The organism is Paenibacillus sp. J31R34 (assembly GCF_059383715.1).
This window is the reverse complement of sequence record NZ_JBXENU010000005.1, coordinates 1-13999: the sequence shown is the minus strand read 5'-3', so window position 1 is coordinate 13999 and position 13999 is coordinate 1. Positions and strand designations below refer to the sequence as shown.

15 protein-coding genes are annotated in these 13999 nt (G+C 40.8%); all 15 read right to left on the bottom strand.

Annotated elements, in window-relative coordinates; all coding sequences use genetic code 11:
* Positions 1-12: 12 nt before the first annotated feature.
* Positions 13-246, bottom strand: a complete 234-nt coding sequence (locus tag AC50YG_RS15105) for a DUF7336 domain-containing protein (protein WP_494827832.1) — start codon at positions 244-246, stop codon at positions 13-15.
* A 108-nt stretch (positions 247-354) separates the two neighbouring features.
* A complete protein-coding gene (locus AC50YG_RS15100) occupies positions 355-900 on the bottom strand; it encodes an O-acetyl-ADP-ribose deacetylase (protein WP_494827830.1) in 546 nt (181 codons plus the stop codon).
* A 28-nt stretch (positions 901-928) separates the two neighbouring features.
* Positions 929-1828, bottom strand: coding sequence for a hypothetical protein (locus tag AC50YG_RS15095; RefSeq protein ID WP_494827829.1), 900 nt, complete (start codon positions 1826-1828; stop codon positions 929-931).
* A 422-nt stretch (positions 1829-2250) separates the two neighbouring features.
* Positions 2251-3321: a beta-galactosidase BglB gene (gene bglB, locus AC50YG_RS15090; RefSeq protein WP_494827828.1), complete on the bottom strand. Its 1071-nt coding sequence runs from the start codon at positions 3319-3321 to the stop codon at positions 2251-2253.
* Positions 3322-3362: 41 nt separating this feature from the next.
* On the bottom strand, positions 3363-5912 hold the full coding sequence (locus tag AC50YG_RS15085) for a hypothetical protein (protein WP_494827827.1): 2550 nt from the start codon (positions 5910-5912) through the stop codon (positions 3363-3365).
* A gap of 5 nt (positions 5913-5917) precedes the next feature.
* Positions 5918-6742 carry a carbohydrate ABC transporter permease gene (locus tag AC50YG_RS15080; RefSeq protein ID WP_494827826.1) on the bottom strand — a complete coding sequence of 275 codons (825 nt, stop codon included), beginning with the start codon at positions 6740-6742 and terminating at the stop codon, positions 5918-5920.
* Positions 6742-7647: a carbohydrate ABC transporter permease gene (locus AC50YG_RS15075; protein ID WP_494827824.1), complete on the bottom strand. Its 906-nt coding sequence runs from the start codon at positions 7645-7647 to the stop codon at positions 6742-6744. The genes AC50YG_RS15080 and AC50YG_RS15075 overlap by 1 nt, the downstream gene beginning before the upstream one ends.
* 96 nt (positions 7648-7743) lie before the next feature.
* Complete coding sequence (locus tag AC50YG_RS15070; RefSeq protein WP_494827822.1) at positions 7744-9036, bottom strand: ABC transporter substrate-binding protein; 1293 nt, start codon at positions 9034-9036, stop codon at positions 7744-7746.
* Between the two features lie 37 nt (positions 9037-9073).
* Positions 9074-9940 (bottom strand): helix-turn-helix domain-containing protein, encoded by an 867-nt coding sequence (locus AC50YG_RS15065; RefSeq protein WP_494828185.1) that lies wholly within the window; start codon positions 9938-9940, stop codon positions 9074-9076.
* Positions 9941-10443: 503 nt separating this feature from the next.
* Positions 10444-10809 (bottom strand): hypothetical protein, encoded by a 366-nt coding sequence (locus AC50YG_RS15060; protein WP_494827820.1) that lies wholly within the window; start codon positions 10807-10809, stop codon positions 10444-10446.
* Between the two features lie 22 nt (positions 10810-10831).
* Positions 10832-11338 carry a hypothetical protein gene (locus AC50YG_RS15055; protein WP_494827818.1) on the bottom strand — a complete coding sequence of 169 codons (507 nt, stop codon included), beginning with the start codon at positions 11336-11338 and terminating at the stop codon, positions 10832-10834.
* Positions 11339-11405: 67 nt separating this feature from the next.
* Positions 11406-11978, bottom strand: coding sequence for a hypothetical protein (locus AC50YG_RS15050; protein ID WP_494827817.1), 573 nt, complete (start codon positions 11976-11978; stop codon positions 11406-11408).
* A 96-nt stretch (positions 11979-12074) separates the two neighbouring features.
* On the bottom strand, positions 12075-12476 hold the full coding sequence (locus tag AC50YG_RS15045; protein WP_494827814.1) for a hypothetical protein: 402 nt from the start codon (positions 12474-12476) through the stop codon (positions 12075-12077).
* 21 nt (positions 12477-12497) lie between these two features.
* On the bottom strand, positions 12498-12851 hold the full coding sequence (locus AC50YG_RS15040) for a pentapeptide repeat-containing protein (protein WP_494827810.1): 354 nt from the start codon (positions 12849-12851) through the stop codon (positions 12498-12500).
* A gap of 24 nt (positions 12852-12875) precedes the next feature.
* Entirely contained in the window at positions 12876-13340 is a 465-nt protein-coding gene (locus AC50YG_RS15035) for a hypothetical protein (protein ID WP_494827809.1), read from the bottom strand.
* Positions 13341-13999 lie beyond the last annotated feature (659 nt).

Here is a 13999-nt window from a genome sequence, read left to right as displayed (position 1 = left end):
ATAACGTTAATCTTAGGTGCGCGTTGACTTTTCCTTTGATACAAACCCTTCCAACCAGTTATCTTGATCAAGTTCATATTTATCGATTTGAAAACATTCTTTTGGATAGTCTTTAAATCCAGATAGACTTCCAAAATTCTCAATTGCATCTTCTGCAGTAGCCTTTGAGGAGTAAATTCCGATTATTTTTGTTTCATCATATTCACCAACTTCGTAACTATGTTGAAGTAAGTAAACGTATTTCATCAGTCTATCCTCCTTGGATTGAATAAGGATTATATTATCATTTTTTTAATAAGTTCCAGCAATTTCGCCTAACGTTACTGTATTCACGAAGTAGCCGCCTTCTTGAACCTACTTATACAATTCTTCAAGCATCTTCTGATAGATCTGATAGTTTTCTTCATCAAAACAAACGAATTGGATTTTATCTATGGCTGGATGCAGTTCAATATAATGTTTGATTGATGTCAGCGCAATTTGAGCTGCAACGATTTTGGGAAATCGATATATCCCTGTGCTTATGTTAGGAAAAGCTATGCTTCTTATTTTATGCTTACATGCAAGTTCTAAGCTATTTATGTAGCAGCTCTGCAGTTTTTCCTCCTCATTATTTTTCCTGTCATTCCATACCGGACCCACTGTGTGTATGACATACTTCGCACTCAACTTACCAGCAGTCGTTATAACTGCATCTCCTACAGCACAACCACCTTGTCTGGCTCGTATTTCTTTGCATTGTTCAAGTATTTCACTTCCACCGGCACGATGAATGGCACCATCTACACCTCCACCACCTAGTAAACTAGTGTTTGCAGCATTGACAATACAATCCACTTCTGATTTTGTAATATCCCCATTTATCAATTCAATTTTTGTCGAATTGAATTCTGTCCTCATTTTTCAACCTGCCTTTCGTGCTTCCAGATCAATCACTTATTCTATTAAATGCTCTCAACGTTTTTAAAGTATTTAAAGTAATAATACCTGCCCATTCTTTTTCAGCTAACTTCCACTCTTCCTCAAATCTTCCCCAGTTCCAGTTGGGTTGCCAAGAACCTTCACCAGTTTGATTAGTTATAATCTCGTCAAGGTCTGCTGGAATAACCTCGGAATACTTATGACAAAAGAGAGACTCCGGTGAATCAACGACTTGCAGGGGAGTAGCACAATAGCCCTTTCTATCCTCCTGTTTAACAACTACACATAAATCCAATAAATGCTCTAGTTTTTTCATAAAATGATTTAATCGTTCTCCCGACATTCGCTCAGCTAATCTCAGATAACAGTAAATTTCATGCATTTCTAGTTCTTCACAATTGTCTAGATATTGCTCTGCTTTCACAGTAATTTCTTTCACTATATGATCAGGCAAGGTTTTATTATATTGATACAAATAGCCTAATACTTCTGCATTCGGATTTCCCCATTGCGGCCTATGCCCTTTATAATTCCACCATATTGCCCGCGGGGCTTCATCTGCTTCCACAGGGATGATCTCCCATCCCAAATGCTCTCTTGAATATTGATTAGCTAGGTAATTCATTGCTTTAGCAATGGATTCATGATCTCTCGAAACTTTCATTCCAGATAGGATTTGTAAAGCTGTAGTTGTTGCAAGCACTGATGAAACATCACAACGTAAATCCGGCTCAAGTCCTTTGCCAAAGCCACCATCATGATTCTGATACCTGGTTAACTCCATAACGACGTTATCTATAGAACCGCTCTCAAATTCAAATTTAAATAACGCTTTCTCAAGTTCTCTTCCTTGGCTCATCATAAATTCTCTTGATTTTGCAAATTGTTCTTTTGATAAATTTTTCATTGAGTTCACCTCATTCGAATTCCTCAAAATGCTTAAAATATGCCGCAGCTCTCTGCTTATTAACTTTTATCAAATTGAGCTTGTGACTTTTATAAAAAGCTTTACGAAAAAAAAGAATCCAATTACCACCATTACTAAAAATAGGGTATTCATTCGTATCCCTGTTCTTAGCAACTTTTTGTTGTAGATGAAGAATTCCTCATTCATTTCGTTATCTTCGTAATTCGCTTTTAATATTCTCAACTTAAAACTAGTCCTGCTTTTCCAATATAGGCAGATGTCTTATTACGATTCCATTTCATTGCTAATCCCCCGTCTGAATTACACCATATGACTTGGAATAATATTACTATAAAATCACACAAAAGGGGAGGATACAGGAACTTTCATTCCCATATCCTCCCCACAAGCAAACCTTGCTATTATTCGGCGGCAGCAGCGTTCAAGCCCTCTATCAGGATGAACAAAGCGAGCGCCTGTCCATAGCCCATCGGGCTAAGCGGAATATCCTTATAGAACTGGGCATCCTGGCCGACAGGAGTTCCGTAGGACACCTGCTGTACCACTCCTTTATCATCAATGTGCCGCAGTACAGCTTCAAGTGCCTTCAAGCCTGTCTGACGATAGGATTCATCCAAGTATCCATACCGAATTCCCTTGAGAATGCCGTAGCCAATCGCTGCCGTTGCCGAGGCTTCTTTGTAAGAGTGCGGGTCATCCAGCACAGTGTGCCACATGCCATCCTCTTCCTGAAGCTTGCTCAGTGCTCTAATTTGAGCAGTCGCCGTATCCAGCAAATAGGCTTTCAGCCCTTCTTCTAGCGGTGCGATATTAAGAAAATCAATTACTCCCGCTGTGTACCACGCATTGCCTCTGCCCCAATGGACAGCGCCATAATTATGATTTTCGTTAAAATCCCAACCATGATAGAATAATCCGGTTTTCTTATTATACAAATATTTGATATGCACAAGGAACTGGCGCTTGGCTTCTTCCACAAACTCAGGTTTGTTAAAATACACCCCAGCCTTCGCCAAAAATAGAACCGTCATAAAAAGGGTATCGATTAGAATTTGTCCGTCATTGGCATCTCCGGTTATCATATGCTGAAACGCGCCATCTCCCGTACGCAGCAGCCCTTCCATAATCCAGCTGCTCCATTCCTCACAGACACGCTCATATTCCTTGTTCTTGGTAATCTCACATAACGAAATCAGCGTAAGGAGCGGAGCGCAGGTATTCACATTTTTCTCCGGCAATCCTTCCAACAGTCTGGCATTGTACCAGGACTCCAGAAATTCCAGCACCTCGGCATCCTTCGTTGCCTCATAAAGCTGAAGCAAGCCATATAGACCAACACCTTGCGGCCATTCCCATAAGTGAATATCAATTAGTCCAATGGGAAACTGCTCATCCATTGTTGTGTTTTCCATAGACTCCATCGCATGGGATACCTTGCTTATTTTCTCCAGCAGCATCGTTCTGTTCAGCATGTTCGTTTTCGCTCCTTTGCTTTGTTGCCCCAGGCTCAGTGCTACATGTTCAGCAGCTGCAATTGCCCTCTCACGCCATAACCGCCGTGCACGATTTCTTCTCCTTTTATAAGGAAAGGCTTATCCATCCCCCACTGCATTTGACCATACATCGGGTCTACTAGAGTAAGAGATAAGGCTTGACTGTCGAATTGCGGGCTTGACGCTACCATTTGGTTTTTGAATTGATCGAAGCTTCCGAACTGCTGCTCGCTGCCTGCCCTTATGATCCAGGCGTTGCGTAAGCCGTGCGAGATGAGCTCACGCTCCTTCGTCACCCCAACTGTCTCCATAGCTGCCCCATTGGCCGCATAAATGGCCGCATATCCTTTATCCAGACGAGCAAAATACCAGTTATCCTCCCTTGTCCATTCCGTGAAGGAATAGGAAGGAAAATAAGCATGTGTCCAATCTGAGCTATGAGTAGCGGGAATATCAAAAATCATTAACGCTATCCCCTCATGCTGAACCACATCGGGCAATATGCCATTGCCTGCCCAAAAACAAGGCCTGCCATCTCCATGCTTATATATTTCTGCCGGATGATTCACCCAAATTTGCGCCTCAGGAGACAGCGATAAATGATTGACATGCTCCTGATAGCCTTGCTTGCCTGGGCGGAACCGAATAATGGAAGACAAGGTGAATTCCGCAGTCCGATTATGATAGAGCTGGGCGTAACCTCCCTTGCCCTGCTGATTGATGAACAATAATTGCTGTTTTTCCCCGAGGAGCAAATGCTCCTGGTACGCTGCTGGAGGCGCATAATCTGATAAACACAATGCGACGTTGCTTATGGAATAATTGTTTACATTGCCGACTCCATATCCAATCCAGCACATTGATGTCGTTCCCGCTGCATAATGGCCCAACAATTCCTTCTCATAGCTGCGGCCGAATGTCGTAGTCATGACTCCTTGATGCATTTGGACGGTAATATAATAAAATAATAGGTCCATTGCCTTTTTGGCTTGCTCCCTGAGCTCGTCACTATGGGCAAATTCATAAATATGCAGCAGCCCTACCGCATCAATAGGGATATAGGCGCTGGAATTCCATTCTGCCAGTCCTTCATCAAAAAAGCGCTCGAACCATAACGCAAGCCTCTGCTCTGCTTTTTGCAGGTGTACTTCACCGGATTCCCCGCTGTTGCCGAACGTTTCTTCCCCGAACAGCTGGCCAGCCAGCAGCTCATTGGTATGAAACAACAGGGCATGGTTTTCACTGAAAAACCACATTACATCATCGCCAGGCTCATCAATCCAATAGCGATAGCCCAAAATACTTGCTTTCACTCGATCCCAGAACGATTCCGTAAACAATCCGCTATTTCGCTCATCTCTCCAGAGGCGGAATAGCCCGACCAGGTAGAAGTCACTGCAATCCTTCCGTTGTTCTATCCCTTCCACCCCATCAAGCAATATCTTCTCCGCTGCCTGGGGATCGCCTCCTGTTTTCAGCATGGCGATGGCCTTGTGTATATTAGGACTCCCCTTCTCGGCAATACAAAGAAGGGCGAGGGATTTGCGAGCTTCTATATCCGCGGCTTTCTGAGCAGCCTCATCATAGGCCGTATCATAGGATTGACAACCAAACTTCTTCGTCAGTACAACGTTTGAAACGGAGATGGTTAATGTGAAATAAACGTAATGATGGCCGATTTCATTGGTATGTGCCAAGGTCAAATCAGCTTCACCCTCAGCTATGCGTATCGTTTTATTTTCTGTCCCATCAAAAAAATTGCCATACTGAATATTAGCCTCAGTAACGATGTCAGGAAAGGGGAGCGGAAGCCGCAGCTTAATCTCCTCCCCTTTAAAAAGATCCGAAGGAAAATAAGCCTGTTCAAGTGCCTGCTCTGCCGCTTGCACGAGCTGAACCAAATCAGGAGCGATAGGCAATGAAATCTCCAATTCCTCGCCGCCTAAATATTCCACTGCGAAAGCATACATCGTATCCCGTTCGGCAAGATCCTCCCAGCACGCATAAATTTCATTATATCCGGCTGTAAGCTGAGCTTCGATGACGATTTCCTGCTCCTTGTTTCGGGTGAGCGGGGCAAAGTCTGTTACTTGCTGTCCATTAATCCACAGTGCCAAGCTGCCATAGGTTCTCACTCGTAATGATGCCGTATGGCTAGTAGGCGATACAAGCCGTGTCGCCGCATAGCTGCGAAGATGGGTCGGTACGAACCAAAATCCTGATTTCTCTACCCGCGGATTGTTCCAGGGCGAATACAGCTCCCAAGACATTCCATCCTCTATTCCCTGCGGTTTGTCTCCTGGCTTTGGAAACTCACTCCATTGTTCGAAGAAGCGAGCCGGGGGCTGCATTCTCCGATTGTCTACAAATTCTTTGCGGCAGGGATTTTCATGAATGGCAAAACCCTCAATAAGCCAATCATTAATATCCCCCTCCATCGTTGTTGGAACAAATTTAACAGGCTGCGTATAGATTCCGCTAATCATCCAATGATTAATCATTTGAACTTGGCCTAATTTCATTGGCTTATAATGCAGAGCGTCCATTCCGCCACTTATGGTGTCAGACATTCGAGTCATCCTTTCATACCTGAAGTAATCATGCCGTTAACAAAATATCGCTGGAAAATGATAAAAACGATAAGCACTGGAATCATCGTGATTACGGACATGGCAAGCAAGCTTCCCCAATCTACGCTGTATTCTCCAATAAAATTAGACAATGCAAGCTGAATCGTATATTTAGCTGGATCACTAATTGCAATTAATGGCCATAGGAAATCATCCCATCTCCACATGAAGGAGAAGATCGCCAGTACAGCAAGAATAGGCTTGGCAATGGGAAGAATAATACTCCAATAAATTTTCCACTCGCCTGCTCCATCCATCCTTGCAGCCTCCAACAGCTCATCCGGTACCGTCAGCAAATACTGACGCATCAGGAACACCCCGGTCGGAGTAGCTGCAGGCGGGATAATGATCGCAAGCATGCTGTTATACATGCCAAGTGCGCTCAGCACCTTGAATATCGGAATCATAATGACCTCGATCGGAATCATCAGTGTGGATATAAAACCGATCAAAATGATTGAGCTCCCGCGAAAGCGATACTTTGCCAGTGCAAAGCCTGCCATGGAATTGATCAGCAGCAGCAGCACCGTGGAAGTCAGCGTCACGATTGTACTATTTTTGAAATACAAGCCAAAATCGCCTTTGCTGAACGCATCCTTGAAATGCTCGAAGGTTACAGGCTGCGGCCATAGCTTGGGAGGATAGCTGTACAGATCGCTATTCGTTTTTAGAGCAGAAATGACGACCCATAATACCGGCAGCAGCCAAAATAATGCTGCTACACTTAACAGACTGTAGATGGCGACTTTGGTTAGCGGCCTAAGCTCCATTAAACAGCACCCCCTTTGGACATACGGAATTGCAGGGCAGAAAACCCGCCAATAATGACAAATAACATCACGGACATCGCACTGGCCAAGCCAAGCTCCTGCTTCGTAAAGCCAATCTCATAAATATATTGCACAATATAGGTCGTTTCCTTGCCCGGTCCGCCTCCCGTAAGCGCAAACATAAGTGGAAACGCTTTGAACGCATCAATGAGAGAGAGCATGAATACGAGCAAGCTGGTTGGCTTCAAGAGCGGGAGTGTAATATGGCGGAACACCTTTATTCCCGTTGCTCCGTCCAAACGGGCAGCCTCGTAGTAATCTGTAGGTATCGCCTGCAAGCCCGCTATAAAAATGACCATGAAAAAGCCGGCCCGTGACCATACCGTCGCAATAATAACAGCCGCATTTGCCCAGAATGGCGAGGTTAGGAAGCCGACCGGCTCCACTCCTACCAACGATAGCATGTGGTTCAAAATGCCAAATGAATCTCCAAAAATCCACTTCCAGGTCAAGCCTACAATGATAAAAGAAATCATCGTCGGCCAGTAAAATATGGCCCTGAAAAAGCCCCGCATTTTAATCTCACGTGCAAGCAGCATAGCAATGCCTAATGCTACTGCAAAAATTAGCGGAACAACAATCGCCGCATAAATAACTGTTCGTCCAATCGTCGACCAAAATTCCTTATCCCCAATAATCTTGATATAGTTGCCGAGTCCATTGAACTTCATTGGATTCAAGCCATCATAAACATGGAAAGAATAAAACAAGCCCAATAAAGAGGGAATTACGATAAAAACACCAAATATCAGGAGGTTGGGAAGAATGAACAGATAAGGAGCAATGGCGAGCTTCCTCGTTTGTCCTGTCTGTTTTTTACGGTTTAAACTTTGACCTCCGCTCATCTGCTTACCCCTTTCAAATAGATTCAATAAAGAGGCGGCTTGACAGATATAGGTCCGCCGCCTCTTTATTGTTAATTATTTCCTTCTTAGGCTGGCCTATTGGTTTGCAATAGCCTCGTTAATCAGCTTGGCTGTCTTGTCCATTGCCTCCTGAGAGGTCGCCTTATCCGATAGAACCTCAATGATATTATTTTTCAAATCAGTCGAAATTTTAGAAATGATGGTCTGTCTGGACCAGTCATTTGCTGCAAGCGGCGAAGTATTTTTCAGCTCATCCGAGAAGACCTGATACATTTCCTTGCCAAATGAATAATCCAGCACGGCGCTGTCCTGGCGCGGACTCATGAACAGTGACTCTTGATTATATTTAGAGTTCACTTCTTTGGACGTTAAATATTTAATAAATTCCGCAGCCTCTTTCTCATTGCCGCTATCTTTGAAAGCCATAAGGAATTTTCCACCTGGTACCGAGGAACGTTGTGTTCCTTTCGGCATATAGGTAACTCCCCATTCAAAATCAGTGATGTCCTTGTAGTTGCTGATCATCCAGTTGCCTGCCCAGTGAGCAGCTACTGTGCCTGAACGGAATAGATTATTAGGATTCTCGCCGCCAAGCCATACGGATTCAGGCATAATTCCATCTTTATGAAGCTGCTTGAACATATCCATAGTGCGGATTCCAGCTTCGCTGTTAATCGCTGCTGCTTTGCCGTCTTCCGTTAAGATGCTTCCACCGTTCTGATACAGAAGGGTAGACCATCTATGCGGAGTGACATCCCAAACCATGCCGTATCTTGCTCCGCCTTTCGCCATAACCTCTTTCAGCGCAGCCGTATACTCATCCCACGTCCACACATCATCTGGTGAAGTCGGCACTTTGACGCCCGCTTTATCAAACAAGGTTTTGTTATAAATCAGTCCATTCGCTGTTACATCCATAGGGGCTGCGACCAGCTTGTCATTAATGACATAATAAGGCTTCAGCGAATCGATAAATTGACCCTCGAATTGCTCTGCACTGTCAACGTAAGGAGTAAGATCCACTGCCTGATTAGCGAATGATCCTGTATCCGTGATACGGCTCAGAGCAGGCGGCTTACCGCCAGAAATCATCGTTTTCAATTTTGTTTGGAGATCCTTAAAGCCGACTTCAATCAGATTGATTTTGACATTTGCATTGGACTGCTCGTAATCTTTAATAATTCCCTTGATCACTTCTCCTTCATTCCCATCAGAGAACCATAAGAAATCTAGAGTAGCCTGCTTGGCACCACCGGTGTTGCCGGAATTGCCCTTGCCAGTATCCGCATTGCCGCAAGCAGTTATCATAATGAGCGCCATAATTAAAACCAGGCTAACGCTGAGCTTGAGGTTCATTCTTCTTTTCATACAAACATCCCCTTTGAAATGATTAATGAATTTCGCTTTAGTTAAGCACTTTATTTTTACGGAATAGCTGTGGCGATGCACCTACATATTGTTTGAAAGCTCTACTAAAATATTCAGGTGTGTTGAAGCCCAGTGTTTCTGATATGGACAAAATCGGCTCATTCGTAGACAGCAGCAGCTTTTTGGCTTCGGCGACCCGTTTCCGTATCACGTAATTACTCACGGTGTAGCCCGTCGTCTCTTTAAAAGAATGGCAAATGTAATACTTATTCAAATGGAGCATCTTGGACAACTCATCCAAAGTAACATTCTCCGTGTAATTTTGGTTCAAATAATTAAGAACCCGGCTCACACTTGTTTGCTTCTGGGATGGAGATGAAAGATCATTCACAGACTGCTCAATTTTCATTTTCCGGTAGATGCGCAGCAGCAATTGAGTCAGGCTCATCTTGACCATCGTTTTATATCCTATATGATTGGCTTCCATCTCCTCCTTGATTCCCTTGAATATGCTTTTAATTTGTTCACGCTCCTCCAAGGACCAATGCACCAACAATCCATTAGGATGACGAAAGATAGTCATCAGATTTTCGAGTTGGCTAACGCTGAGCATGTCCAACAGCAACGATTCTGTAAAATTGACGAAGCTTCGCTTGTATACGATTTCTCTTGAAGGATTAATCCGGTGCGGCACCGCCCCTCTGAATACAAACATATCACCGGGCGAAGGCTTATAGATTCGATCACCGATTAAGAAGGTCGCATCCCCCTGTATAAAATAATGAATTTCATAACCGTCATGAGTATGAATAGGCCATTCATCCTGAAAATTATCCGCTTCTGATCGCACATAAACTTCATTTTCCTCCAAAGCAACATTCGTCGGGGTATGGATGGATAGCACCAATAACGATCTCCCTTCTATGCATAGAATCAGCAATATTGATCAACAATTAAAAATGATAGCGCTTTATAATGAATTGTAACATAGTAATTCAAATAAAATCAGGACTATATTGCTGTGTTGTTGATCAAAATTGTTGAAAATGATAATAACTGATCTCACAAGATCATAAATCTCCGTGTGCCTTCCAGACACTGGTTAAATAGTGAAGTCGGCAGCGCTGTTTCCTAGGATTGAACGTTACGCTAGTCCCAATTCCTAGATGCAGACTTAGCTTCATAAATAAAAAGAAGACCGCATGTACAGCCTGGAGGCTGATCATGCGGTCTATAAAGAAATGATCCAATGATACGCTAATTGTTCCGTCTAAATTTAAATATGAAGGTAGTTATTCTTTATCCAATACCTTTTAATTATATTCCCATCCTCCTCGATGAAATCTGTGTCTGGTATTCCTCCATTATTAATGATTGTTTTTTCAGATCCTACATTTAAAACAATAATTATTTATTATTACGCCTTCCTTCAGTTCTTTCCATGTACTCGTTATATGATTCTTGAATTTTTCTCTTACATATTTCTTCCCATATATTTTTTAAGCTTTCATAGTTATTTTCATCATCAAATAATTCAGGATTCATATCTCCACCAAAACCAATCCAAGCATTCTTTTCGAATTCTGACTCACCCTCACTATTAGAATAAGCAATTTCATTTGGAGCCTTTGTATAAAATAAAGATTCACAAGCGTTTTCTAAGCAATGGTAACCAGGATGATACGATCCATATTTGCAATATAGAGGAGTCTTTCCGTTCTTTTCTTTATCAAATCCACAATACAATTCTAAAATGACATGATTAATGGCCATATTAAATTCCTTTCTTAAGTTCTTATGCAGGGTTATCTGCTAAATCTACTTCATCAAAAATGTTCATATCGTTTTTAAACGGTTTTAATTCATCTATTGCTTCTTCTCGAACAGTTTCTATATCTCCATAGATTCCTTGTGTCGCCAAGTAATATCCATCAACCAATCGATCCAGTGTGTTCGATAACTTATCATCGATTAATAAAGCACTTCCATGATCAAGGACACTATTCATATATCTAAAAAAATCATCGTTTGTTATCCGCCGCTCTTCAAGTTCAGTTACTAATTCACCTATTATTTTATATAGCGGTTCAATAATTGTATTCTCACAACAGACTTTTTTCAGCATGGAAATGGTTTCTTTAAGCGACTTATTATTGGATAATGAGACGTCAATTAATTCATACGGGAAATCTTCCATATCCGCAATCACAGTATCTACCCATTTTATGATGTCTTGTTTACTAAGGTATCCGATAACTAATCCAATATAATGGTATCCACATATTTGCCTTATAGTCTTCATGCTTTTCTCCATGTTCTATAGAAGTTCTTCTTACGTTTGATGCTATTTTCAAGTTTACTATAAGGCATCACTCTCTTGAATAAATCACTGCTCCGCCTGAGCCCATAACGACTAGTTTTTTGCCCGATGGTGAAAATCCACATTTAATGTTTCCATCTAATCGGTTTATATCTAGCATAGTAGCATCGTTTAGGTATGTATAAGCTGCTTTAAAAGCATTATCTATGATTACAGATGCTCTTGGCCACCAAGGGTAAATAACATCAACAATCCAGCCATCGTTTGTTGTATGAATCCCATCCCCTGATTCAAAACCAAAGATACTTATATACTCATTATTTAATGGCAATTGAAAAGTTAAATCGTTATTACTCATTCTTTCGTAAGTTAAATCAGAATCCCGATCTCTAAGTATTAAAACCCCAGTTCTAGCTTGAATAAGGCTATAGCCTGAGCTGCTAATTAGTACAAGGTCTTCATCCATATTCCATCCACAAGCGATACATCCAGCTGCGGGAATGATAACTTCCGTTTCCCAAGGGTGCGGTGGCTTGGTTGGTTTCATTGATTGTGCTTTATATAACAAATCCACTTCAAATTTAGTTCTTATCTCTTGTGGGGGTCTATTAAAAAATTCCATACCGTGCTCCTCAATAGGTTATATATTTTGGCATCACTTTGTTAAACAGTTTAATGTTACCCACTCCTAAGATTCACCAACTTACACATCTTTCTTTTATGTTAATCTGTAATACTTATTGTAAAAATCAATCACCTTTTCTCTAGTCATGTAATCATCATTTGTTTTATATGGCTCTATGTATTCCAATATCTCTTTAGCTTTTGTCGTATTTAATTCTTGCAAAAAATGAATAGTCTCATTAAGTCCTGCGCCCATTAGCAATTCTCCATCAATATAGCAGTCTGCATCAAAATCTTTCATCTTAGCATCCCAGATTAGGAGAGTATCCTCGGGATAGCCGAAGGTAAATAGCAAGATACAGAGCGTTTTTAAATACTCATGTTCTTCTGTATTGGGAGCATTCGTTTCTTCGATTAGTAACGACCGAATTTCTTGTAAATATTTTAGCTCTGGTTCTAACCCAAAGCGTTCTAATAAAATATCTTCTCTGTCCATCATAACCACCTCGAATTTAGCCTATATCATTTTTTCTAAATCTTTTATTTCAAGAATTACGGAATGATAGTAATTTCCAACGAAATGCATGTTATCTCTCTGTGCCCCATTAAACACAGCCGAACATAACATATTTCCTATCCATTCCGATTCTGTCAAATCCGCTTCCGTAAAATTACAGGTCTTCAGATTCGAATTTATAAATTTGCTGTCTTTTAAATTTGCTTTTGAAAAATCAAGGGCAAAAAAACATTCTACAAATGTGCATCCACTCAGATTATAGTTTTGAAGACTACCTTCTTCTACCTCTATCCCTGAAAAAGTCTTTTGACCGGCTTCAAGTAATTCTTTAAATTGATCGATAGTCAGTTCCATTTAAACAGTCAACGCCTTCCTGACTTACTTCAGTGGGATTCCAATTCCTACTTTATAAATATAAAAACAATAAGAAGCTTCATGCTTCGTTCTTCCTATTACATAATCATTATTCTTGATCAATTCCTTTAGAAAATCAGGTACTCCAATATTCCATTCAATTTCTGAAATTTGGACAGGAAACTTACTATACGGATTTTTTGTATGAATAAATACTGCATCACCTGAACCAAATTCAGGGTCAATATATATCCAAGTTTGAAAATCATTTCTACTTCCGTTTGATTGCTCTTCAATTCGATCTAAGATATTTAGGTAATATTGAAGATGACTTCTTCTATGCCCAATACTTTCATCCGTTATTCCTTTCCAGTCAAGGTGCATATGCCAGTGGTTATACCACGATTCATCATCAAAATGAAATTGATGGCTAAAAATTAATTTTTCTATTTTTCGATAATGCCGTCGTATACCACGGAATTTTTTCATATAATTCCTCTCTAAATTAACTGATCATTATGATGTGCATTGGTTTTTATTTAGTAAAAATTATTTCCAATATTCCATCTCCAGATTCTTGAGGGTAAGACAGTACAGATAGTATTACTGTTGTTATTAAAATTATTAACCACAATAAAATAATTTCAAAAGTTTTATTTAGTTTACTATATATAAATAAACCAAAAATAATTATCAGGCTGTTTATGAAAAAAATACTCGGTAAATACAAAATTCGGCCTAAACCTGTATTTGGGAAGTTAACTATTAGAGAAGTAATTGTAAGTATTGAAGGTACTAGTGCTACAAAGTATTTATCAAGTTTACTTCTCACCCCAAAGTTCTTATAATTATTGACTTTGGGTAATCTGAAAAATGAGGTTTCACAGTTTGTGCAAATATACGTATAAGGAATAAAAAGAGGCACCAGCATAAACAACGCCCCATAACCTATATCACCTGTAAAAAAATAATAAGCTAAGAACATGTAAGTGGATAGTAAGAGTCTAGTCAGAATAGAGCTTGTTTGTTTGACATTAAGAGTCTGTAAAATATTCTGTGTAAACTCTCAAACCCGATTACAATAGAAGAAAGGCTGGTTTGAGAGGATGGCACCGATGGCGAGATTCAATAAGGAACAAGTGAAGGCA

Coding starts and splice junctions, on each gene's coding strand:
- AC50YG_RS15100 (WP_494827830.1), bottom strand. CDS start 900: ATGAGGACAGAATTCAATTCGACAAAAATTGAATTGATAAATGGGGAT.
- bglB (WP_494827828.1), bottom strand. CDS start 3,321: ATGCTGAACAGAACGATGCTGCTGGAGAAAATAAGCAAGGTATCCCAT.
- AC50YG_RS15085 (WP_494827827.1), bottom strand. CDS start 5,912: ATGTCTGACACCATAAGTGGCGGAATGGACGCTCTGCATTATAAGCCA.
- AC50YG_RS15105 (WP_494827832.1), bottom strand. CDS start 246: ATGAAATACGTTTACTTACTTCAACATAGTTACGAAGTTGGTGAATAT.
- AC50YG_RS15055 (WP_494827818.1), bottom strand. CDS start 11,338: ATGAAGACTATAAGGCAAATATGTGGATACCATTATATTGGATTAGTT.
- AC50YG_RS15060 (WP_494827820.1), bottom strand. CDS start 10,809: ATGGCCATTAATCATGTCATTTTAGAATTGTATTGTGGATTTGATAAA.
- AC50YG_RS15080 (WP_494827826.1), bottom strand. CDS start 6,742: ATGGAGCTTAGGCCGCTAACCAAAGTCGCCATCTACAGTCTGTTAAGT.
- AC50YG_RS15050 (WP_494827817.1), bottom strand. CDS start 11,978: ATGGAATTTTTTAATAGACCCCCACAAGAGATAAGAACTAAATTTGAA.
- AC50YG_RS15070 (WP_494827822.1), bottom strand. CDS start 9,036: ATGAAAAGAAGAATGAACCTCAAGCTCAGCGTTAGCCTGGTTTTAATT.
- AC50YG_RS15040 (WP_494827810.1), bottom strand. CDS start 12,851: ATGGAACTGACTATCGATCAATTTAAAGAATTACTTGAAGCCGGTCAA.
- AC50YG_RS15075 (WP_494827824.1), bottom strand. CDS start 7,647: ATGAGCGGAGGTCAAAGTTTAAACCGTAAAAAACAGACAGGACAAACG.
- AC50YG_RS15045 (WP_494827814.1), bottom strand. CDS start 12,476: ATGGACAGAGAAGATATTTTATTAGAACGCTTTGGGTTAGAACCAGAG.
- AC50YG_RS15035 (WP_494827809.1), bottom strand. CDS start 13,340: ATGAAAAAATTCCGTGGTATACGACGGCATTATCGAAAAATAGAAAAA.
- AC50YG_RS15095 (WP_494827829.1), bottom strand. CDS start 1,828: ATGAAAAATTTATCAAAAGAACAATTTGCAAAATCAAGAGAATTTATG.